This window comes from Chryseobacterium soli (assembly GCF_000737705.1).
In the GTDB taxonomy this organism is placed as follows: domain Bacteria; phylum Bacteroidota; class Bacteroidia; order Flavobacteriales; family Weeksellaceae; genus Chryseobacterium; species Chryseobacterium soli.
The window spans coordinates 183,942-206,825 of sequence record NZ_JPRH01000001.1; the positions used below are offsets into that span (position 1 = coordinate 183,942).

Annotated in this window: 24 protein-coding genes; 9 read left to right on the top strand and 15 right to left on the bottom strand. The window is 35.8% G+C overall.

Annotated elements, in window-relative coordinates; all coding sequences use genetic code 11:
- Positions 1–117: 117 nt before the first annotated feature.
- Together IW15_RS00830 and IW15_RS00835 are read left to right on the top strand one after the other, a co-directional pair.
- Positions 118–1,956 carry an ABC transporter ATP-binding protein gene (locus tag IW15_RS00830; protein WP_034708519.1) on the top strand — a complete coding sequence of 613 codons (1,839 nt, stop codon included), beginning with the start codon at positions 118–120 and terminating at the stop codon, positions 1,954–1,956.
- A 16-nt stretch (positions 1,957–1,972) separates the two neighbouring features.
- Complete coding sequence (locus IW15_RS00835) at positions 1,973–2,323, top strand: DUF1801 domain-containing protein (protein ID WP_034708520.1); 351 nt, start codon at positions 1,973–1,975, stop codon at positions 2,321–2,323.
- A gap of 18 nt (positions 2,324–2,341) precedes the next feature.
- On the opposite strand, the gene IW15_RS00840 is transcribed toward IW15_RS00835, so the two are convergent.
- The 10 genes from IW15_RS00840 to rsfS form a co-directional block, all read right to left on the bottom strand.
- The gene (locus tag IW15_RS00840; protein ID WP_051881673.1) at positions 2,342–3,118 is read right to left on the bottom strand and encodes a sterol desaturase family protein; all 777 of its coding nucleotides are present in this window, start codon (positions 3,116–3,118) and stop codon (positions 2,342–2,344) included.
- Between the two features lie 102 nt (positions 3,119–3,220).
- Positions 3,221–5,023, bottom strand: coding sequence for a hypothetical protein (locus IW15_RS00845; RefSeq protein ID WP_034708521.1), 1,803 nt, complete (start codon positions 5,021–5,023; stop codon positions 3,221–3,223).
- A gap of 145 nt (positions 5,024–5,168) precedes the next feature.
- Positions 5,169–6,161, bottom strand: a complete 993-nt coding sequence (locus IW15_RS00850; protein ID WP_034708523.1) for a helix-turn-helix transcriptional regulator — start codon at positions 6,159–6,161, stop codon at positions 5,169–5,171.
- Positions 6,162–6,358: 197 nt separating this feature from the next.
- Positions 6,359–6,673 (bottom strand): hypothetical protein, encoded by a 315-nt coding sequence (locus IW15_RS00855; RefSeq protein ID WP_034708524.1) that lies wholly within the window; start codon positions 6,671–6,673, stop codon positions 6,359–6,361.
- A gap of 8 nt (positions 6,674–6,681) precedes the next feature.
- Positions 6,682–7,095: a hypothetical protein gene (locus tag IW15_RS00860; RefSeq protein ID WP_034708525.1), complete on the bottom strand. Its 414-nt coding sequence runs from the start codon at positions 7,093–7,095 to the stop codon at positions 6,682–6,684.
- Positions 7,096–7,348: 253 nt separating this feature from the next.
- Positions 7,349–8,002, bottom strand: a complete 654-nt coding sequence (locus IW15_RS00865) for a phosphatidylserine decarboxylase family protein (RefSeq protein ID WP_034708526.1) — start codon at positions 8,000–8,002, stop codon at positions 7,349–7,351.
- Between the two features lie 4 nt (positions 8,003–8,006).
- Positions 8,007–8,879: a phosphatidate cytidylyltransferase gene (locus tag IW15_RS00870; protein WP_034708528.1), complete on the bottom strand. Its 873-nt coding sequence runs from the start codon at positions 8,877–8,879 to the stop codon at positions 8,007–8,009.
- 24 nt (positions 8,880–8,903) lie between these two features.
- A complete protein-coding gene (locus IW15_RS00875) occupies positions 8,904–9,485 on the bottom strand; it encodes an LUD domain-containing protein (protein WP_034708530.1) in 582 nt (193 codons plus the stop codon).
- A gap of 136 nt (positions 9,486–9,621) precedes the next feature.
- Positions 9,622–11,607 (bottom strand): ATP-dependent zinc metalloprotease FtsH, encoded by a 1,986-nt coding sequence (ftsH, locus tag IW15_RS00880; protein WP_034708531.1) that lies wholly within the window; start codon positions 11,605–11,607, stop codon positions 9,622–9,624.
- A gap of 16 nt (positions 11,608–11,623) precedes the next feature.
- The gene (gene rsfS / locus IW15_RS00885; RefSeq protein ID WP_034708532.1) at positions 11,624–11,992 is read right to left on the bottom strand and encodes a ribosome silencing factor; all 369 of its coding nucleotides are present in this window, start codon (positions 11,990–11,992) and stop codon (positions 11,624–11,626) included.
- A gap of 88 nt (positions 11,993–12,080) precedes the next feature.
- Here rsfS and IW15_RS00890 point away from each other — a divergent pair, with 88 nt between their 5' ends.
- Positions 12,081–12,794, top strand: a complete 714-nt coding sequence (locus tag IW15_RS00890) for a biotin--[acetyl-CoA-carboxylase] ligase (RefSeq protein ID WP_034708533.1) — start codon at positions 12,081–12,083, stop codon at positions 12,792–12,794.
- On the opposite strand, the gene IW15_RS00895 is transcribed toward IW15_RS00890, so the two are convergent.
- From IW15_RS00895 to IW15_RS00910, 4 genes are all read right to left on the bottom strand, one after another.
- Complete coding sequence (locus IW15_RS00895; protein ID WP_034708534.1) at positions 12,788–13,900, bottom strand: LptF/LptG family permease; 1,113 nt, start codon at positions 13,898–13,900, stop codon at positions 12,788–12,790. The two genes, IW15_RS00890 and IW15_RS00895, sit on opposite strands and share 7 nt — an antisense overlap.
- A 16-nt stretch (positions 13,901–13,916) precedes the next feature.
- Entirely contained in the window at positions 13,917–15,047 is a 1,131-nt protein-coding gene (gene tgt / locus IW15_RS00900) for a tRNA guanosine(34) transglycosylase Tgt (RefSeq protein WP_034708535.1), read from the bottom strand.
- 73 nt (positions 15,048–15,120) lie between these two features.
- Positions 15,121–15,489, bottom strand: a complete 369-nt coding sequence (locus IW15_RS00905) for a DUF4296 domain-containing protein (protein ID WP_034709775.1) — start codon at positions 15,487–15,489, stop codon at positions 15,121–15,123.
- Entirely contained in the window at positions 15,486–16,202 is a 717-nt protein-coding gene (locus IW15_RS00910) for a polyprenol monophosphomannose synthase (RefSeq protein ID WP_034708536.1), read from the bottom strand. Before IW15_RS00910 ends, IW15_RS00905 begins: the two co-directional genes overlap by 4 nt.
- On the opposite strand from IW15_RS00910, the gene IW15_RS00915 reads away from it, so the two are divergent.
- The 5 genes from IW15_RS00915 to IW15_RS00935 all read left to right on the top strand — a co-directional run bounded on the left by IW15_RS00915 (position 16,186) and on the right by IW15_RS00935 (position 20,399).
- Positions 16,186–16,947 carry a DUF4271 domain-containing protein gene (locus tag IW15_RS00915; protein WP_228384287.1) on the top strand — a complete coding sequence of 254 codons (762 nt, stop codon included), beginning with the start codon at positions 16,186–16,188 and terminating at the stop codon, positions 16,945–16,947. The genes IW15_RS00910 and IW15_RS00915 overlap by 17 nt on opposite strands.
- A 12-nt stretch (positions 16,948–16,959) precedes the next feature.
- Positions 16,960–17,700, top strand: a complete 741-nt coding sequence (locus IW15_RS00920) for a uroporphyrinogen-III synthase (protein ID WP_034708537.1) — start codon at positions 16,960–16,962, stop codon at positions 17,698–17,700.
- A gap of 90 nt (positions 17,701–17,790) precedes the next feature.
- Complete coding sequence (locus tag IW15_RS00925) at positions 17,791–19,836, top strand: S9 family peptidase (protein ID WP_034708539.1); 2,046 nt, start codon at positions 17,791–17,793, stop codon at positions 19,834–19,836.
- A gap of 7 nt (positions 19,837–19,843) precedes the next feature.
- On the top strand, positions 19,844–20,047 hold the full coding sequence (locus tag IW15_RS00930) for a hypothetical protein (protein WP_034708540.1): 204 nt from the start codon (positions 19,844–19,846) through the stop codon (positions 20,045–20,047).
- A gap of 10 nt (positions 20,048–20,057) precedes the next feature.
- Positions 20,058–20,399 (top strand): hypothetical protein, encoded by a 342-nt coding sequence (locus IW15_RS00935; protein ID WP_034708541.1) that lies wholly within the window; start codon positions 20,058–20,060, stop codon positions 20,397–20,399.
- A gap of 124 nt (positions 20,400–20,523) precedes the next feature.
- On the opposite strand, the gene IW15_RS00940 is transcribed toward IW15_RS00935, so the two are convergent.
- Complete coding sequence (locus tag IW15_RS00940; RefSeq protein ID WP_034708542.1) at positions 20,524–21,015, bottom strand: SRPBCC family protein; 492 nt, start codon at positions 21,013–21,015, stop codon at positions 20,524–20,526.
- Positions 21,016–21,217: 202 nt separating this feature from the next.
- Here IW15_RS00940 and IW15_RS00945 point away from each other — a divergent pair, with 202 nt between their 5' ends.
- The gene (locus IW15_RS00945) at positions 21,218–22,765 is read left to right on the top strand and encodes a sensor histidine kinase (protein ID WP_034708544.1); all 1,548 of its coding nucleotides are present in this window, start codon (positions 21,218–21,220) and stop codon (positions 22,763–22,765) included.
- Positions 22,766–22,884: the final 119 nt, after the last annotated feature.

A 22,884-nucleotide genomic window follows, 5' to 3' on the forward strand; every position in this document is an offset into this window, starting at 1 on the left:
AATGCAGATAAGTTGTAACAAAAAAGATTTTATGCAAACATATTAGGTAAAGTAAAATCCAATTAAGAACGTCTTTCAGTATATTTTAATTAATTTTGCTATCCAATTTTTCACTCAATGAACGAATATAAAAAAATATTAAAATTCGCGAGGCCGCATCAAAAATATATCTACGGAAGTTTATTTTTCAACATTTTGTATTCTGTATTTCAAATTGCTTCCTTAGGAACCATTCTGCCTGTTTTGGGAATGCTTTTTGGTACCATAAAACCTGAAAAATATGAATCAGCACCTGTGTATTCAGGAGATCTGACAGATGTTTTTTCGTACTTAAAAGAATATTCCAATTATTATGTACAGCATTTAGTAACTCAATATGGTTCACTGAATGTTCTTGCCTGGTTGTGTGTTATTACTGCCTTTATGTTCTTATTAAGAAATGCATTCCGTTATTTCGGATCTTTCTTATTGATCAACTATCGTGTAGGGGTTACCAAAGATCTTCGTGGTGCTATGTACCGCAAAATCCTGTCTTTACCGGTTTCATTTTTTACCGAAAGCAGAAAAGGTGATTTGATGTCCCGTATGTCTAATGATGTAGGAGAAGTTGAAGGGAATATTCTGGGCAGTTTAATTGAATTGATCAATGCTCCGTTTATGCTGATCAGTACGTTGGTTACCTTATTTTTCTTAAGCCCGGAAATGACACTTTTCTCGTTATTGGTTTTACCTGTTATGGGAACAATGATTGCGTTGGTTGGAAAAAGTCTTAAAAAAGACTCTCATGAGGCACAGCACGAAATGGGAACTATCTTTTCTATCGTTGATGAAACTTTGAAATCATCAAAAGTGATCAAGATCTTCAATGCAGAAAAAATAATGGATAACCGATTCATGCAGTCGATGAATAAGTGGATCTCCAGTTCAATTAATTTAGGAAGAAAGAAAGAACTGGCTTCGCCGATGAGTGAATTTTTAGGATCTATTACGTTCCTGATCATCGCCTGGTACGGAGGAAAACAAATTATCGTTGAACAGAGTATTTCTCCTGCAGATTTTCTTGTATTCTTAGGAATGTTCTTCCAGATTTTACCTCCTGCAAAAAGTTTATCAACCTCTATCTCTAACGTTCAGAAAGGGGAAGCTTCTCTGAAAAGAGTATTGGAAATTCTTGATGCCGATGTGAAAATCGAAGAAGTGGCAGAACCTGTTTCTATTTCTACTCTTCAAAATTCAATTGAATTTAAAGACATCGGATTCTTTTATGATAAGGATAATCTGATCCTTAAAAACTTTAATTTAACAATTCCAAAAGGGAAAACCGTTGCCTTGGTTGGACAAAGTGGTAGTGGAAAGACAACGATTGCTAACCTTCTGGCAAGATTCTATGATGTTTCCGAAGGTGAAATTTTAATTGACGGAACGAATATTAAGCATTTAAGGTTACAGGAGTATAGAAAACTTCTAGGAATGGTAACTCAGGAATCTGTATTATTCAATGATTCGGTGTACAATAATATTTTGATGGGTAAACCTGATGCTACCCAGGAAGAAGTTATTGCAGCAGCAAAAATAGCCAACGCCGATCTATTTATTTCCCAACTTCCTGACGGCTATAACACCAATATCGGTGATGACGGTGGAAAACTTTCCGGAGGTCAGAAACAAAGGGTATCTATCGCCAGAGCTGTACTGAAAAATCCACCGATTATGATTTTGGATGAAGCAACTTCTGCACTGGATACGGAATCTGAAAGATTTGTTCAGGATGCCCTGGAAAAAATGATGGAAAACAGAACTTCTTTAGTAATTGCCCACCGACTTTCAACTATTCAAAAAGCTGACTGGATCGTAGTAATGGAAAAAGGAGATGTTGTAGAACAAGGCACCCACCAGGAGCTGATTGCCCGAAAAGGTATGTACCATAAACTGGTCGAGCTTCAAAACTTCGATTAATCTTTTTTAATAATCAATGAATCCCATACAAGAGTATTTCTACAGAATCGAAGAGCCTGCCAGAAGTACTCTTTTGTTTTTAAGAACAAAAATACTGGAGTCTGATACCGAAAACATAACCGAGACGTTAAGTTTTGGGCTTCCTTTCTTTAAATACAAAAAGAAAATGCTGTGTTACTTCTATTACAGCAAAAAGCATAAAAAATATTATGTCAGCTTTTATCACGGTGACCGGTTAGATCATCCAGAACTTATCCAGGAAGGCCGAAAGAAGTTTAAAATCCTTTTAATTGATGTGAATGAGGATTTACCTGTTGAGCTTATTCTAAGCCTCATGAAAGAAGTGAAACAATATATCAAAGTATAAATTATACTGAAGTTTACCCTATTCTCCTACTTCTCCAAATCTTTTCTTTTGTATGCTATCATACGTCTTTAGATAATCAGGATGTTCCGTTTTCATGACCTGATCCCAAAACCGAAAATACAAACCATAATTTCCTTTGAATTTATGATGGTGAAGATTATGATGGACCGATGTGTTGAAAATTTTAAACAGAAAGGAGTTTCTCAGCCATTTTGGAGCAATTTCATAACCTAAATGTCCATATCCATTGATGAACAGAGAGCTTAGTATAAAGATCACAATACTTATATGGTGCAAGGGAATAAGAAAAAGCAGAATAGGAACAATTAAGCCTTCTGCAGCAGCTTCAAGCAAATGAAAAGAATAGGCAGCAAAAGGACTCGGGTTTGTTGATTTATGATGGATAAGATGCACATACCTGAATATTTTTTTATGATGTAACAACCTGTGCATCCAGTAGAAATAAGTATCATGAATGCATAATCCTATGATAATGCTTCCTGCTAACCAGTACAGCGAATAATCATTGATATTTTCATAAATTTTAGTATAGTTCCGTAAGGGACTTTCAACCACCATAAAAATCATTAATACCATGATACATGATGAACCGGTAGAGTGAAGTATTTCTCTTATAATATCTTGCCTTTTCATTTCCTTTTGCTGAATTTTTGCATTATACAAAGCCTTTTTAAAAAGAAAGTAACAGATCCCGTAATACAATCCGGTGAGTAAGAAATACTGCAGTAAGCCCATAAAACTTAAATTGAAAAACTTGCTTATATAATTCATCATACGATAGGGTTTAAATAAGAAAAACACCAATGTTATATTTCTATAAGCATTAGTGTTTTTTATATTGATGAAATTTGTGTTTTTAAAATCTAATCTTAAGTCCTACGGAGTATTTATTCCATTAGACTCAGCCTGTTTCATTGCCCAGGCTAAAGCATTGGCAAAGATAATCGCGTTCTGAACCTGCATTCCTCCTGTAGCATAGCCATTCCCTGCATATCCGTACGCAGTTCTCTGAACCGGTAAGTACCCTCCCGTACTTGGGGCAAGAAAAGGCTCAATAGTATTACTTGGATATTGGCTTCCATTGGCATTTTCATTACTTAAGAAACCACCGTCTCCAAACCATATAAAGTTCAATCCAGTATGTCTGAAACCAGTAAGACCAGCGTAAACAGTAGCATCGTTAATAGCCTGTGCGTAGCTAAAAGGGATAACACTTCCTGAAACGCCTTGAACCCTTGCTGTTGCTGAAGCATCTTCACCCCAGTTTTTCCCTCTTACATCACCAAAAGGACCATTTAAGATTAGGTCATTGGTATTAGCAAGGGCGTATACCGCACCTCCGCCATTAACTGTACTTGAGGTAATACTAGCATCAGAAAATACAGCTCTCATTAGATTTTGCACACTAGCAGCTGTCTCTGTATAAGCTATAACAATTCCTTTTTTGTTCAGATAATTAACAATATAACCTGCACTTGTAGCATCTAAGTTTGAATAATCAAAACCTAAAATTACAATGTCCGGTTTATTATTAAGTGCTGTTAATAAGGCCGCACTTGAAGGATTTGGGCCTAAAGATGTGTGAGTATACCCTGCAGATTTAACCACACTTGATGCAGTTGTTCCAAAGTTAGTTGGAGAATCCATTAAACTTCTGGAAGGTCCTGTGTATGCACTGTATCCGTAAGCTGTTTCATTCCCGATATGCAACACTTTTTTTACAGGAATTGTTATCACAACGGTAACGTTACAAGTACTTGCTCCGTCTGAACTGTTAGAGGTGATCGTCATCACTTTATCCGCCGTAGAAGTAGGAGTTCCTGTTCCGGATAACGTTACATTCTGATTTCCTGTAGCGGTGAAGGTTCCTGATCCACTGAAAGAAATTCCGTCTACCGTATTGGTCGTAATAGAATAGCTTCCCAAAGCACTCACCACAACAGGTAATGTAATGGTATTAGTAGCTCCCAGAGCTGTTCCCTTTGTATATACTCCATTCACGGTTGCACTTCCGCAAGATATTGTATAAGTTCCTGCAGAGCTTAAAACATTGATAGAAATAGCCGGCGTACAAGTAACATTCACTCCGTTTGCAATAAGCTGTACCGTATTAGTCTGCACAGCAGCAGGAGTACCCTGTCCAGGAACTTGTACCTTTTGCACTCCTGTATTTAGGAAAACACCCGTTCCATAGAAATTATACCCATTGGTGGTAGTCCCGGAAATCGTATAATTACCAATTTTAGTAACGTTTACTGTAACACTTAAATAGTTGGAAGCTGTTAACTCTTTACCTTGAATATAAGTTCCAAATGCCTTGCTATTGGAACAATCAACTGTAAAAACCGATTTTCCAATCTGTCCGCAGACGCTTTTCCATTCGCTATCTGCAAGGCTCCAGTAGTTGTAACAGTCTTCTGTAAGGTTAAAGATCGTAAGGCCATCATCTGTAGCCGGATGTATGGAAATTGCATTTCTTTGAGTTTCTGTTAAGCGCGGAATAAGTATTCCTTTATTATTGCTTCCTGAAACAACATCCAAAACTGAATTTGTATTGGGAGTCGAGGTATTAATCCCTACCGCACCATTATTCACTTGTGAATAAAACTGTCCAAAGGTGAAAAACAACACCAAAAGTAATGTTCTAACTTTTGCTTTTGTAAATTTTACATTCATCATCGTTCTTGTATTTAATTGTTAACATTATCAATCATCTATCACTAGATTTATTTTGCAAAATTACCATTGATTTTACCATTTAAATGAAAACATCACTACTCAATACTACGCGTACGTATTAAAACTCACGCAAAACAGCTGTATTCTATATTTTAAGTATAAAATTATTAATGTTGATATCTGAAGCAATCCCCAATTTTTTGCGGATTCTATACTTCCGGCTTTCTACTGCCCGTACACTGCTGTTGACACATGAAGCAATTTTTTTTGTGTCAAAATTTAATTTCATCAAAGCACAGATGTGAAGCTCAGAATACACAACGGATGAATTTATTTTTAAAACATTAGGTATAAACTCGGGAAAATAGATTTGAAATTTCTCAAGAAATAGGGGCGAGTTACTTTCCGCAAGTCCAATAATTTCTGAAATATTGTCTTCTGTAAGATTATTAATTACAATTTGCTGTATCATTAAGTCATTGTTGGACTTCAGCAAATCTTCAATGGTTGAATCCTGCAGCTTTGTCTGCTTGATAAGACCGTAAATCAACCTGTCTTTTTGGGAAACGAAATAAATATCTATGAGAAATGTAGTAATCACAAAAATGATGTTAAACAGCTGAATAAGTTTAAAATCATTAGGCCTGATAAATTTACTTTTCGGTAAGAAGTCTAATTCAAAATACAGACAGCCTATAAAATTAATGGCAATAATAACTACGATCAGTAAAATAAAGTAATAATCTTCTTTATAATTAAAAAAGAAAGGGATAGCAAATAAAAGAGAAAAATAAAAATATTCAACCCCGGCATTCTTCCATGTATAGATATAAAAAAAACTGACAATAAATGTGAGCACGATAAAAACTATAATGTAGGAACCTTTCAAAATCTTCCTATATCTGCTCATTTTATCTTTGATCCAGAATAGAAACAACCAAAAAAAGGTATTGATAATTAAAAAGGAGGAGCTAAAGACATCCCCAAAAAAAGAGATAATAAATATGGAATAAAACAGGAATAGTAAAAAAAGAAACAGGAGATAACGGTTAACAAGAAATAAAGACTGCTGCTCAAAATCATTCGCTGATTTCTCCAAATCGTAGGTCATTATTTTAGAAAATATTCTGTTTATCATATCCCAAAATTTTATAATGAAGAATACATGGGTAATTCTTTAGAATTGCCCATGTAGGGTTTGGTACAATTAAATATATAAAAAAATCTAGTTTTAATAGAAATATAATATCTTATTTTTCAAATAAGATATTACAAAGTAAATTAGCCATATAAATGGAGACAAAATGTATGATCTGAGTTCCGTTTATGGACGATTTAGTAATATTTTCTCCATTTTGCAATGGTATTTCTGCTCATCTTAAAATGAAGAGCAGTCATGCTGTTACTAAGGTTGTTTTTCTGCTGATAATCCAGAATTTTTAAAACAGAGTTTTTATCGTAAGAACGAAGTTTTTGATTTTTAGATTCAGTCAGTCCATCTGCCTGCCCGAAGATCAGCGTATTAAGGCTAAGAACGTCCATAACTGTATTTATACATCCAATTTTATTTTTGATCTGTAGATCATTTATTTTTTCAGGATATTTCTCCTTAATAATATCAGTATATATTTGTTTATAATCTGGTGTCATATCTCGTATTACACTTTTTTAATCCATTTGTACAAAGTCGTTTTGGGTATCTTGTAGGTAAGAATCACTTCCTGAGGGGTCATTTGCCCTGTAGTAATCTTTTCAAGGATAAAGCTTTTAACTTCTTCCGTATAAATATGTTTTCTGAATACCGGCAGTTTGTTCTCATCAGACAAAACCGGGCTGACATTCCTACTTGGGGCATACAAGATTAGATGCCCTGAAAAAAGCCTGAAAAAATCATATTCCAAAAGTTTAGACCATCTTAGCAAAAGATAAGTATCAATACTACTTTGCTTATATATCATTTTGATTTCTTCCTCGCTGCATTTTAAAAATTTCTCAGCTCTTTCATAGGGTATCTGAAGCTCCTTCATCCTGTGCTCTATAAACTCACCAATGTGTATTTTTTTTAAATTCATTCTCAACAATCATTTTTTCAATGCATTACTTCATGAGGTATCTATAAACATTGATTTACATTAATTATCTGATGAACAAAAATATCTATTTAACGAGTGAGGGCTTACAAGTCCAGATACGCAATACTACGCACGAGTAGAAAAACTCATACGGGATTGCATTTTCATTTAGTCTCACGACGGGTAATATCATAAAATAAAAAGGAGAAAACCACAGCTGATTTTCTCCTTTTTATTTATAAATAGTTTTATATTAATCTTTCATTCTTGCGATCACGTCAATTCCACCTTTGGTAATATCTCCGATTTTACAAGTGATCTCAGTATCTAGCGGTAAGAAAACATCCATTCTTGAACCGAACTTAATGAAACCAAATTCATGTCCAGCCTTAGCATCATCACCTTCATTACAATAGAAAACAATTCTTCTTGCAACATATCCGGCGATCTGTCTAAAAACTACCTTATGATTTGTTAAACTTTCTACCGCAACCGTTGTACGTTCATTTTCAGTAGACGATTTTTCGTGCCATGCTACGAGATACTTTCCGGGATGGTATTTTTTATAAATTACATTACCAGAAACCGGATACCGGCAGATATGTACATTCAGTGGAGACATAAAGATGGAAACCTGAATGGCTTTTTCTTTCAAAAATTCAGTTTCTTCCACTTCTTTTATCATCACTACTTTTCCGTCTACCGGAGCGATGACATTTTCTTTATGATCCAGAATATTACGGTTTGGAACTCTGAAAAACCAAAATACCAGACTGTAGATGATCAACAGAGGTAAAATGATCAGAAGCGACCACATTTTTAAATAATAAATAGCTAACGCACCAATGATGACAAAAATTATGGTTGCTACTGTAATCGTTCCCTTCGACTCTTTATGTAATTTCATGAGTTTAAATAAATTTTTCTAAAATAAAGTACAAATATACGACAGGAACGCAAATTAAAAAACTATCCAGTCTATCCAATACGCCACCATGCCCCGGAATGAGGTTTCCGCTGTCTTTTACCCCAAAATTTCTTTTGAGCTGGCTTTCCACTAAATCTCCCAAAGGAGCGAAAGCCGCGACAAGAAATCCTACCACCATCCAGTTTCCGCGAAGATCATGCTGATAACGTTCTATAAAATATGATAAAATTAAAGTTAATACAACACCTCCTATATATCCTTCCCAGGTCTTCTTTGGGGATATTTTAGGGGCCATCTTATGTTTTCCGAAAAACTTCCCTGTCAGATAGGCAAAAGTATCACTACTCCAGATTAAAATGAACAGAAAAAGAACTTCTAAAGAAAACGTATCATCGTAGCTTGAAAACTTCGGAAGTCCAAGGGCAAAACTAAATGGCAGCGCCACGTAGATGACCGTAAAAATCAGTTTACCGCTGTCGTAATACAATTCGCTGGGATACTTAAATAAAGTAACTACAGCAATCGCTATTAAAGAAAGCGCAAGGATTTCACTTAACCGGAAATCAAAAAAGAAATCATGGTAGAAAAATCTCTTTGAGAATATATAAAATATAAAAATGATCAATGGGAAAACAACCCATTTTTCATATCCTTTCCCGAATTTCATGAGCTTTACACATTCCCATGAACCTACTGCAAGCAGAAGAGTAATCAGGCCGTGATATAAATATTGCTGCTTAGCAAGGCCGGGTGATACGCTGTTAATCAATTGAGATCCCAATGGAGTCGTACAAAGGATGATAATGGCAACGTAGACAATTCCGGAAATTGTTCTTTGAATAAGGTTTTTGTCCAAAATGTAAGATTTATAAGTTACCGCCTAGTCTTCAAGCAGTAATAAAAACAGTTTAGTATTGGTAGTAGAGGAAGTATCCATATTTGATTTGCCCCCGCTGATGGAAGTGAGGTTTTTGATATTTCCGTTTCTTTTGATCTTGCCCATTGCATCATTAAGGTTATTCACAATCTGTGATACATTAGCCATCACAATAATTTTGTTGGGAAGCTTTGAAGAGTGGTAATGAAGAATATTATTATGTGAAAGCATAATACGCCCATCATAAGCAATAAGATACTCACAGGTAATGAATGCCGCATCATTGGAATATTCCATTTCTGAAGTATAAGGCTTTTTTACCACATTCAAAAAGCTTTGAAGCTCTTTATCCCAGCAAAAAATGTTTTGGATATCTTCAATCTTGACAATTTGATTTAAAGTCTGTAGCGCCTCCGCTTCATCTGCACAATAATTAAAAAATCCTCCCGAATGCGTAAATAATTGCGCAAACTTATAGTCGAGATCTGCATTTTTCAGCGAATCCCCTAGTTTTTCCATGCTTTGTTTGTCATCCTCCTCAGGCTGGTTGGTAAGTTTGCTTACAATCTTCTTGAATAAATTCAACTTAATCTATTTTTAGTCAACTTTATACAAAAATAGAAAATAATTTACAATAGATTCTAAAAATACAGGGTTAAATATGAAAAAACCTGACAGTTTTTACACGATCAGGTTTTAAATTATTTATTTGTGGGGATTTTTACAAGATGTTCGGGCTTTCAGGAGCCTGAATTTCACTTGCTTCTTCCTTATCTTTTAACGGAATGGTATTCGTTACCGGTCTTTCAGTCAATTCCGGATCCCATGCTCTTTTTCCGAAGATTTCTTCCAGGTCTTCACGGAAAATAACTTCTTTTTCTAAAAGCTTGGTTGCTAAAGCATCCAGTTTATCTTTATTATCGGTAAGAATCTGTACCGCTCTCACATATTGATTCTCAATGATAGATTTAATCTCTACATCAATTTTATTGGCAGTATCTTCAGAATAAGGCTTCCCGAAAGAATATTCTGACTGACCTGAACTGTCATAGTAAGAAATGTTTCCGATAGTAGGACTTAATCCATAAATCGTCACCATTGCCTGTGCTCTTTTCGTTACGGTTTCCAGATCAGAAAGTGCACCCGTTGAAATATTATTGAAGATCACCTGCTCTGCAGCTCTTCCTCCTAAGGTTGCACACATCTCATCAAGCATTTGCTCGGTAGTGGTCAACTGTCTTTCTTCCGGAAGATACCATGCTGCTCCTAAAGAACGTCCTCTTGGAACAATGGTTACTTTTAATAGCGGTGATGCATGTTCTACCAACCATGAGATCGTAGCGTGACCTGCTTCGTGATAAGCCACTCTCTTTTTCTCAGATGGCTTGATAGCCATATTTTTCTTTTCAAGTCCACCGATGATTCTGTCTACAGCATCCAGGAAATCCTGTTTTGTAACAGAGGTATGATTGTATCTTGCGGCGATAAGTGCTGCTTCGTTACAAACATTCGCGATATCTGCTCCACTGAATCCAGGAGTTTGTTTCGCAAGGAAATCTCTGTCTACATTATCATCTAATTTGATTTTCTTTAAGTGAACATCAAATATTTCTCTTCTCTCATGTAATTCAGGAAGGTCTACATAGATGGAACGGTCAAAACGTCCTGCTCTCATCAAAGCTTTATCTAAGATATCAGCTCTGTTGGTGGCTGCCATTACGATCACATTCACATCGGTTCCAAAACCATCCATTTCCGTAAGAAGCTGGTTCAATGTATTCTCTCTTTCGTCGTTACCACCTGAGAAATTATTCTTTCCTCTGGCACGTCCGATCGCATCAATTTCATCAATAAAAATAATCGCCGGAGATTTTGCTTTTGCCTGGGCAAATAAATCTCGAACCCTGGAAGCTCCTACCCCAACGAACATTTCAACGAAATCTGAACCTGAAAGGGAGAAAAACGGAACTTTAGCTTCCCCTGCAACTGCTTTTGCCAACAAGGTTTTACCGGTTCCCGGAGGTCCTACTAACAGGACACCTTTAGGAATCTTACCTCCTAATTTGGTATATTTTTCAGAGTTTTTCAAGAAATCTACCACTTCCTGTACTTCTTCTTTTGCTCCTTCCAATCCTGCAACATCTTTAAATGTTACCTGAATTTTTTCTTTTTCATCAAAAAGTTTTGCTTTGGATTTTCCGATAGAGAAAATCTGTCCTCCAGGGCCACCGCCACCGCCCATCTTTCTGAAAAGAAGGAAGTAGAATAATCCTAAAATAGCAATCCAGATCAATGCTGAGAATAAGATGTCCATGAATGGGTTTTTACCCGCTCCGTAATCTTTTGTCGTTTTGATATTGGCATCAGCTGCTTTTATCTGGTCAAATTTTTGAAGGAAAAGCTGAAGATCTCCGTATTTTACAGAATAATCTGCTTTAGGAGCCATCTCAAATGCTGATAGAGGATTGTTTTCATTGGCTGATTTGCTTACCACAGCAGCCTTTGCAGCTTTTGTCAGGAAAACATCTGCTTTCTCTGTGTCTTTGTATATAATAATACTCTGTACTTTCCCTGACTGCAATTCTCTGAAGAATCCATCTTCATCAATAGATTTCGCACTATCACCTCCTAAAAAATTGGAGCCAAAAAATAACAAAAGAGCTACGATCGCAATTGGAAAAAACCAGTTGAATCCTTTATTGTTCATTTATACTTTTTAAAATTTAATATTCTGTTTCAATTTTTGTGATGACTGCATCACCCCATAGTTCTTCGATATCATAATACTCTCGTGTTTCTTTTTGAAAGATATGAACCACTACCGTAACATAATCTACTAAAACCCACATTGCATTTTCGGTACCTTCTACATGCCAAGGTCTGTCCTGAAGTTCATTTCTTACTTTTTTCTCTACACTTCCTGCTAAGGCAGCCACCTGCGTATTGGAGTTACCACTACATATTATAAATGTCTCTGCCACAGAGTTTTCAATTTTTGAAAGATCGAAAATCATTACATCTTCTCCCTTTACATCTTGAATGGCTTCAACGATTTTATCTATTAGCGCTTGCTTTTCTACTGTTTTATTCATTAAAAATATACTATAATCTGCAAATTTATTGTTTTTTCTTTACTTAAGCCTTACTTTTAGGCCCTTAATGTTCTTAAAGTTTTCTTAAATGCACCAATTATTCTATTTAAAAGAATGCTCTTCTACTAATGACGAAGTTTCAAAGTTTTTACTTTATGAAAATTCAGATTTTATTGGAGTGCATACATTTAATCAAACACAGGGCCGCGGACAGTACGGAAATACATGGACTTCTACCGCCGGACAAAATTTAGCATATACGCTGGCAGTAAAGGCTAAGAACTTCTTGATTTCTGATTTCTTGTTCAATTATTATACCGCAATCGTGATCCGGGATTATCTGGCCAATTTGACTGAAAACACGGTATTTATCAAGTGGCCGAATGATATTATACTCAACAGGAAAAAAATCGTCGGAATTCTTATTGAAAAGAGAAAGATTCATCAGGAGCAGTACTTTATTATCGGGGCAGGTTTCAATATCCTCCAGGAGAAATTTGATGAAATATCCAATGCAGGATCGCTTTTAACGCAGACCGGGAAAAGATTTGATCTTGAAGAATTTACGGAAAACCTGAATGCTTTTTTCATTGAGAAACTTAAAAACATTCCTTCTGAGCAGGAGATTATGGATCGGTTCAACAGTCATCTGTTCCGGAAAAACGAAATATCCGTCTTTGAGATTGGAAAAGAAAGACAAAATGGCATCATACGCTACGCTGATGAAAAGGGAGAAATCTGGATCGAACTGGAAAACGAAATGAGATCTTTCTACCACAAAGAAGTAAAACTCCTTTACTGATTAGCTCTTTTGAGGTACAAATATAGGGTAAGCGGAAGAAAAACCAGATTCGGAAGCCACATCGCCAATGCCGGAGACAGGCTTTTGTTTTCAGAAACTACTTTTAATGCTTCAAAAGAGAATACGAAAATAAAGGCCATTGAGATCCCTATTGCCAGGTTAACTCCCAACCCTCCTCTTTTCTTTTGTGAAGCCAGAGAAAGCGCTAAAAACGTGAGAATAATGATAGAAACAGGCATTGAAGTCCGCTGATGAAGTTCATTCAGATAGGAATTTAAATTGGAATTCCCTTTTTCTTTTTCTCTTTGAATAAATTTCAACAGTTCCGGAGTGGTTTTATTCTGTCCTAAAAGTTCATTCGGGAAAAGCTCTTCCGGGGCATGTCCATAGTTTTTTCTCAACTCAGGACCATTGCCTAATTTTTCTGTATTGTCTTTATTGATGGTTTTTTCAACGTAATTATTTAGGATGAACAGTTTCTTTGCCTTGTCCCAGGAAACTTCGGAAGATTTAAGCTCATAAAGCATCCTGCGGTTTTTATCAAATTTCTGATAAATAAAGCCGGAACCTCTGTTTTCTCTTTTATTCCAGGAGTTAACAAAAATATATTCACTTTTGCTGAGCTGTGCAGAGGCAGGAGCTGTTCCTAAGATTTTCTCTTTATTGGCCGCATTATACGTATATGCCTCCAGTTCGTTCTTTTTGATATTCGCCCATGGCAGCACCATATGATTCACGACAAGTGATATCAGAGCAATTAATATGGAAGTATATAAATACGGCTTTGCAAATCTGTGAAAACTGGCACCACTGCTTATAATGGCAACAATTTCAGTATTATTCGCCATTCGCGAACTGAAATAAATCACAGAAATAAAAACTAAAATGGAAAGGAAAGTTACGATCAGATTAATAATCCAAAACGGATAAAAATGCAACAGAAAATACATCAGATCCAGTTTTGGATCTAAAGCCTTTGCGGATTCTATTCTTGGTATTTTCTGCTGAACATCAATAACCAAGACTACGATAGACAGCAATATCAGCATGAAACTAAAGGTTCCAAGATACTTTTTGATAATATACCGGTCTATAATTTTAAGCATTTCCTTTCTTTATTTTTTAAAGCCTTTGTCTAAGAATCGGTACAATAGAATTTTTCCACTGATAGAAATCTCCTGCAACGATATGTTCTCTTGCTACTTTTACCAAATCTAAATAAAATGCAAGATTATGAATGGACGCAATTTGTTTTGCTAAATATTCTTTTGAAACAAATAAATGACGCACATATGCTTTTGAATATTCTCTGTCAACGAAACTCGTTCCAAATTCATCCAAAGGCGAAAAATCTTTCTTCCATTTTTCATTTTTAAGATTCATAACGCCCTGCCACGTGAAAAGCATCGCATTTCTGGCATTTCTTGTAGGCATTACACAATCCATCATATCGATTCCCAATCCAATAGACTCCAGAATGTTCCATGGAGTTCCTACTCCCATAAGGTATCTTGGTTTATCTTTTGGCAGAATATCGGTAACCTCGTCGGTAATTCTGTACAATTCTTCTTCAGGTTCACCAACCGAAAGTCCACCGATAGCGTTTCCTTCAGCACCTGCTTCAGAAATTACTTCTGCTGAAATTTTTCTTAAATCCGAATAGGTAGAACCTTGTACAATTGGGAAAAATCTTTGTTTGTGACCGTATAATTCAGGATTTGCTTCATTCCAGTCGATACATCTTTTTAACCATCGGTGGGTCATTTCCATAGAAGCTTTTACCTCGTTGTACCCACTTGGATAAGCAACACACTCATCAAAAGCCATAAAAATATCCGCTCCGATCTGTCTCTGGATTTCCATAGATTTCTCCGGCGTGAATAAATGGTAGCTTCCGTCAATATGAGATTTGAATTTTACGCCTTCTTCGGACATTTTTCTGCTTTTAGAAAGCGAAAACACCTGGAAACCTCCGGAATCAGTAAGGATAGGAAGATCCCAATTCATGAATTTATGCAGACCACCCGCTTCCTGCATGGTATCCATTGTAGGACGAAGGTACAGGTGATAGGTGTTTCCTAAGATAATCTGGGCTTTAATGTCTTCTTTTAATTCTCTCTGGTGAACGGTTTTTACGCTGGCAACAGTGCCTACAGGCATAAAAATAGGAGTCTGAATTTTACCGTGATCGGTGGTCAATTCTCCTGCTCTGGCCTTTCCCTCAGAGGTTTTTTCTATATTAAAAAATTTCATTCGTATATTTTTTTATTTCACCGCTGTTACGGTTGATATTTCTGTCGAATGGAACGTGTTTCTGCTTCATCACTTATTTTGCGAAAGAAGGCACGTTACCGTTCTTCTTTGTTTTATCTTTTATGTATTGATCCGCTTTGGGATCTTTTTGTAATAATTTTTTCTGGGCATTATCTGCAATCCCGTTCATTTTGTCTTTTACCACATAGTATTTAAAACTGTCGATAAAATCTGCTGATTTTACATTATGGGTTTTAAGGACAAACCGGGTTCCGGCTTCTAAATTTCTATTCTGATACATATAGGTTGCCTGATCATTCACTGAAAGATCAGCCAGAATTTCCGCCATGGTATCTTCATCGATCAGGTTTTTAGGTTTATCGATATAGTCTCCGCACGAAAACAGACTTAGTAAAACGAAAAAAAAGATCAGTTTTTTCATAATCTGTTGATGATTGATTTCCATTTTAAATTTAACACCCCAAAAACGGCTTCATGAATAATTCCTCCGTTCATTTTGCTTTCTCCTAAAATTCTATTGGTGAATATAATCGGAACTTCTACAATTTTGAATCCTTTTTTAAAAGCTCTGAATTTCATTTCTATCTGAAATCCATATCCTTTTAATCTTACATTATCCAATCCTATTTCTTCCAGAACCTTTCTTGAGAAACAGACAAAACCAGCGGTCGTATCATGGATCGGAAGTCCTAAAATAAATCTTACATATTTGGAGGCAAAATAGGAAAGCAAAACTCTCCCCATCGGCCAGTTGACAACGTTTACGCCTCTTGAATAACGCGATCCGATGGCCATATCAGCATTCAGACAGGCTTCGAAAAGTTTAGGCAAATCACTGGGATTATGGGAGAAATCGGCATCCATCTCGAAAATATAATCATATTTATTTTCAAGGGCCCACTTAAATCCGTGGATATAAGCTTTCCCCAATCCATCTTTTGTATGCCGTATCGACAGGTGCAGATGGTGTGGAAATTTTTTCTGAAGATCTTTTACAATCCAGGAAGTTCCATCAGGAGATGAGTCATCCACTACCAGAATATGAAAGCCATCTTCCAATGCAAAAACCGCGGAAATAATATTTTCAATATTTTCCTTTTCGTTGTAAGTCGGGATGATGACCAGTTTTTTCATTTCAATTTGCAAAGATAGTTTATTTAACCTTTTTATTTTATACAAAATAATCTATAATTTTGCAAAAAACATTCCGTTGCCGTTATCACAAAATTTTACAAATCATATAAGAATACCTGAGAACAATGATTGGGTAATTTTTATCCTGCTAGGCTGTATCTTTTTATATGTTTTCATGATGAACATTATAGAAAGAGATGCCAACCTAAGAGACTTTCTGCTTCAAAAATATTTTGACGCAAGCAATAACCTGCCCAGCTGGATCATTACTTCGTGTGTAACCACGCTTAGTTTATCCGTTTTACTGTCCCAATACATCCCGATTGTGCCAAAATATGTGGCAGATTTGCAGGTTGGAGGGTATCAACTTAACAAATTTGGGTACACTTTGATTGCTGTGGTATTTTTTTATGTCACAAAATCTGCCTTAGGTTTTTTATTTTACCAAAGTATAGGAGATGGAAAAAAATGGTCAATTTTTTATTTCACCTCCACCAAATTCTACTTCGTTATCTCTTTTTTACTTATAATTCTCTGTATAACCCACTATTATTTCCCTATAGACAGATATAAAATATTTTCTTACTACTTATTGTTCTTTTCGTTTGTATTTATTTTCAAGGTTTGTTTCTATTTATTTCACAAGAACAATATATTGCCGGAAAAATGGTATTATAAATTTTTGTATATTTGCACCCTCCAAATCGCACCATTATTGTTGCTTTGGAAATTATTATTTTTTTAATAAAAGTCAATGATGAGAATAAAGTCTATATTGGTTTCTCAACCAGCGCCTAGTGAGTCTTCTCCATATTTGGATATAGCGAAGAAGGAAAAAATAAAGATTGATTTCCGTCCTTTTATCCACGTCGAAGGGGTTGACAATAAAGAACTTAGAACACAAAAGATCGATCTAACGCAGTTTACGGGTATTATCTTTACCAGTAAAAATGCGATAGACCATTACTTTAGACTTGCTGAGGAATTGCGTTTTGCTGTTCCTGATACGATGAGATACATCTGCCAGTCTGAAGCGATCGCTAATTATCTCCAAAAGCACATTGTGTACAGAAAGAGAAAAATCAGTTTTGGGGAGAAAAACTTCGCAGATCTGCAGCCTCTTTTCAAGAAATTCCCGAGTGAGAAATATCTATTGCCTTCTTCGGATGTATTAAGTCCGGATATCATTAAAACATTAGATGCTTCAAATGTTGACTGGACCAGAGCAATCATGTACAGAACGGTATGCAGCGATCTGACGGATATCAATATCAAGGATTATGATATGCTTGTCTTCTTCAGTCCTCAGGGTATTAAATCTCTACAACAGAATTTCCCGGATTTCAAACAGGAGGACACCAAAATTGGAGTTTTTGGGAGCACTACCCTTGCTGCGGCGGAAGAATCAGGGTTAACAATTGATTTAATGGCGCCTACTAAGGAAACACCATCCATGACTATGGCCCTTGAAAAATATATTAAAAGCCTTCACAAATAGTTTTTAATACACCCTATAAAACAGCCGTCTTTTCAATAACAAGGAAAGATGGTTTTTTTTTAATTAAATTTGAACAAGAATTAATATTGAATGAAAGCTCCACAGGCACAACAAATAGATAAAACACTCGAAATACACGGCGATACTAGAACAGATAAGTATTTCTGGCTTAACGAAAGAGAAAATCCGGAAGTCATCAAATACCTGGAAGAAGAGAATGCTTACGCAGATTTTGTAATGAAGGATACGGAACAGCTGCAGGAAGATCTTTTCGAAGAAATGAAAGCCCGATATAAGAAAGATGACGAATCATTACCTTATTTCTACAATGAATACTGGTATATCGTCCGTTATGAAGAAGGAAGGGAATATCCTATTTTCTGCAGAAAACATCTAAGTCTGGAACATCAGGAAGAGATCATTTTAGATGTCAACATTCTGGCAGAAGGGGAAACTTTTTTTGAAGTAGGAAGCGTTGCCGTGAGCCCTAATAACAAACTGGCTTCATTTTCTTCAGATAATGTAGGAAGAAGAATTTATGACATCAATTTTAAAGATCTGACTACAGGAGAAATCCTGGCAGATAAGATTGAAAATACAACAGGAAAAGCGGTTTGGGCCAATGACAATACCCATGTATTTTATATTAGAAAAGATGACAGTTTACGGGCATTCCAGGTATACAGACATGCATTAGGAACAGATCCTTCCGAAGATGTCTTAATTTTCCATGAAGAGGATGATACTTTTGATGTGAATGTTTTCAAGACAAAATCTTTACAATATATTTTCATTGCAAGCTCAAGCACGATTTCTGACGAGCACCGTTTTATTCCTTCCGATGATGTTTTTGCAGAGTGGAAAATCATTCAGCCCAGAATTGATGATCTTGAGTATTCTGTAGAACATTACGAAGACGAATTCTACATCATTACCAATGCAGATGATGCCTTCAATTTCAAAATCGTAAAGACTAAAATTGAAAATTGCGGAATAGAAAACTGGGTGGATGTTATTCCTCACCGCGCTGAAGTTTTGCTTGAAGGTTTTGAGATCTTTAAAGAGTATCTGGTTATTGAAGAAAGAGAAAAGGGTCTGCTGCAGATTAAAATTATTGATGAAAAGACGAACGAGTCTTATTATCTACCTTTTTCTGATCCTACGTACACAGCGTATATCGCTATTAATTTAGAATTCGACACCGAGGTTCTGCGCTATGGATACACTTCACTGACCCAGCCAAGTTCCACGTACGAATACAATATGAAGGATAAAACCACAAAACTTCTGAAACAGCAGGAGGTATTAGGTGGAACATTCATTCCTGAAAATTATATTTCTGAAAGAATCTGGGCTGATTCCAGAGATGGAGAATCCAAGGTTCCTATTTCATTAGTTTATCATAAAGACACTAAAAAATCGGCCGATACTCCCCTTCTTTTATATGGATATGGAAGTTACGGACATACGGTTGATGCCAGCTTCTCCAATGTAAGGCTCTCTATTTTAGATAGAGGTTTCATTTATGCGATTGCCCACATCCGTGGCGGAGAATATCTGGGAAGAGAATGGTATGAGGATGGTAAAATGCTTTTTAAGAAAAATACATTCTTTGACTTTATTGATGCCGGAAAGCACTTAATTAAAGAAAACTATACTTCATCAAAACATTTATATGCGATGGGTGGAAGCGCCGGAGGTTTATTGGTGGGAGCCGTGATCAATTATGAGCCTGGCCTTTTCAATGGAATTGTTGCACAGGTTCCTTTTGTAGACGTAGTTACCACGATGCTGGATGAAACGATTCCTTTGACAACCGGAGAATATGACGAATGGGGAAATCCTAATGATGAAGAATATTACCATTACATGAAAGAATATTCGCCTTACGATAATATCGAAGCGAAAGATTACCCACATATGCTGATCACAACAGGTCTGCACGATTCTCAGGTTCAGTATTGGGAGCCTGCAAAATGGACCGCAAAACTAAGAGAATTAAAAACCGACAACAACCTTTTAGTCTTCAAAACTGACATGAGTTCCGGACATGGAGGAGCAAGCGGAAGGTTTGAATCACTGAAAGAAGATGCATTGGAATACGCATTTTTATTAAAATTAGAAAACAATTACTAAAATACTTATGCCCCTCCTAGTTGTTTTTTTATGCTTTTTAATTGTATACTATCTTTTTCAAAAAAGTAAGATCAATAGAATTGAAAAACAAGAATCTTTACAAGATAAGAAGAATGATAAGTATGAACAACTTCTTGATCTTGCGAGAAAACAAGATGCTGCAAAATCTGAAGAGGAAAATGCTAATAAAAATAACAACCTGGAGAATTGATTTATAAATTATGATTAACGAAGCTGAATACTGGAAAAAGATAGAACAATTTTTTGAGGAAAACTTCCAGACTGAAAAGAATCCACCGATTGAAACCATCCTGTTTCTGATCGGACTTCAGGAATTGGGAAGCGGCCAGCAAAAATATACGAAAGACGATAAATTAAACATCCTTCATATTGCTGTTTGCAGGTTATTAGAGCCTTTTGGTTATTATAAATTCACACATTATGAAGATGGATGGCCTCATTTTGAAAAAATAGAAGGACTTCCTGAATTAAGACCTAATGAACAATCTTTGCTGATGAAAAAAGCAATTATTCAATACTTTCAGGATGAAGAACTGATCTAGTCAACAAAATAAAAAATGGAGAGTACTAATACTTTCCATTTTTTATTATAATTCATTGAGAGTTATTATTTCGCAGAACGGACTTAAAAGCCTGCCAGCAAATACGTAATTTCCAAAATGAAAATTACTTTGTCTTAAGAATATCTTCCAGCTGATTCAGCGTCATTTTAAAACCTTCTTCAAATCCCATTTCATCGTGCTTCTTCATCGCTTCTGTGGACGGAAAATGAATATTTACGGTCATTTTAGCGCCTTCTTCTACTCCGGTAAATCCTACCAGCCATTTAGACGGTTCTACTTCTTCATTTACCTTTCCATCTTCATCACAGAAAGCTGCTACTCCATCATAACTTCTGTGTGCATTAATTTCTCCGTATTGCACCTGGGCATACATTCTCTCACCATTCGTACCTGCCATTATGTAATGCCAGACTCCGTTTTCTTTAAAATCCATGGCTACCGTTTCGCATTTCCATGGTTTTGGAGCCCACCACTGGTCCAATAATTCGGCCTGGGTAAAATAATCCCATACTTTTGAAACGTCTGCGTCAAAAATTTTCATGACATACACCGTATTCAAATCAAAATCTTTGTTAAAAATGATCGTTGAGTTCATAAGTAAATATTTATAACAAACTTAGTATTTTAATTTATAGAAGGGCTTTTCATAGGACAAGATCTTAAACATTTATAATAAAATGTTAAAAAACATAGTTTTAAGAAAAATTACACAATTTTTTGGCTCGTTTTTTGTTTATGAAGTCTTAAAATAATTAATTTTAACATTCATAATTCCAAATAATTTTAATTAAAGATAAATGAATAATAAATTCATCCCAATAATCTCGGTGTTTATGACGATTTCACTGATTGTTTTCGTTACGCTCCAGTTTTATTGGCTGAAAGGTTATTACGGCGCACTGGATCAGGAGTTTTCCAATAAAGTTTATTCGGCTTTGGAGAGCACCTCAAAAAGCATTGGAGAAATTGAAGTTGATAAAATCATGAACGGAGATTACAAGAATTTCAGAAACAACGTTCTTGCCAACAACAGTCAACCTTCTTTAACCACCATTCAGCAAGTAGAAGATTCAGGTACTCAGCGCCAGATCATTTATTCTAAAAATATCATTGAAAAAACGCAGCTTCCCATCTCCCAACGTGGAGATTCTATCCGGTTAACCACTTTATACACCGATGAAGCAGCCTATAAAGTAAAACGGGATACGACCAACCGCGAACCTCTTACGGCAGAAATAAACCGCGATATTGAGAATGGTGATTATGCAGTAAAAGAATTTGTAAAAGTGAATGGCAGTAACCTTCCCATTACAAAAAGGGTGGATGATAAAATTCTAGATTCTGTATTGATCAAGGAGCTTAAAATACGGGGAATCAGTTCAAAATTTGGGTTTGGGGTTACGGATAAAAACAACAACCTTACCAGCATTTTCAATAAAGCCTACAAAGAGAAAAAAGACAACAGTGTCTACAGTTATCCACTTTTTACAGACAAAAAAGACCGTACTTTATACAGTTTGGCTCTGGTATTCCCTAAAAAGGAATATTCTCTGGCTATGAACAACTGGCCGATGCTGCTCGGAACATTTCTTTCATTATTGACCATTCTGGGGATTTATATTATTTCCATTAATTATATGATGCGGCAGAAAAAGCTGGCAGAGATAAAAACGGATTTCATCAACAATATGTCTCATGAGTTCAAGACTCCCCTGGCTACAATTTCTGTGGCAACCGATTCTTTGGCTAATGATAAAATTGCAACGAATCCCGATAAGGTAAAATATTACTCCGAGCTGATCAAGCAGGAAAACATACGAATGAAAAAACAGGTGGAGAATGTTCTGAACATGTCTAAACTTGAAAGAAATGAGGTGAAATTATTTTTAAAGGAAACCAACGTTCGGGAATTAATTAAAAGAACTACGGAATCATTTAACCTGATTGTACAGCAAAGAAACGGTTCTCTTACCCAGGAGTTCAACGCTTCTCAATACATCTTTAAGATTGATGAATTTCATATCTCAAACATGCTGGTTAATTTACTGGACAACGCCAATAAATACTCTCCGGAGGCACCCGAAATCCATGTAAAAACAAGAAACGAGGGAAATATGTACGTCATTGAGATTTCTGATAAAGGAATGGGAATGGAAACCGAGAATAAAACTAAAATCTTCGAAAAATTCTTCAGAGAGGAAACAGGAAACATCCATAACGTAAAGGGACAAGGCCTAGGGCTGTCCTACGTGAAAAAGATTGTAGAACTTCATAAAGGACAAGTCCTTGTAGATTCTCATAAAGAAAAAGGAAGTACGTTTACCATAAAACTTCCAATGAGCTAGAGAATACATTATAACAGATTTTAATCAATTTATACAACAATAAGAACCAATAACAAAATATAAGAAGTAAAAGAGTGAGGAAGCTCATTCTACACTATTAATTATTAATATTTACAACT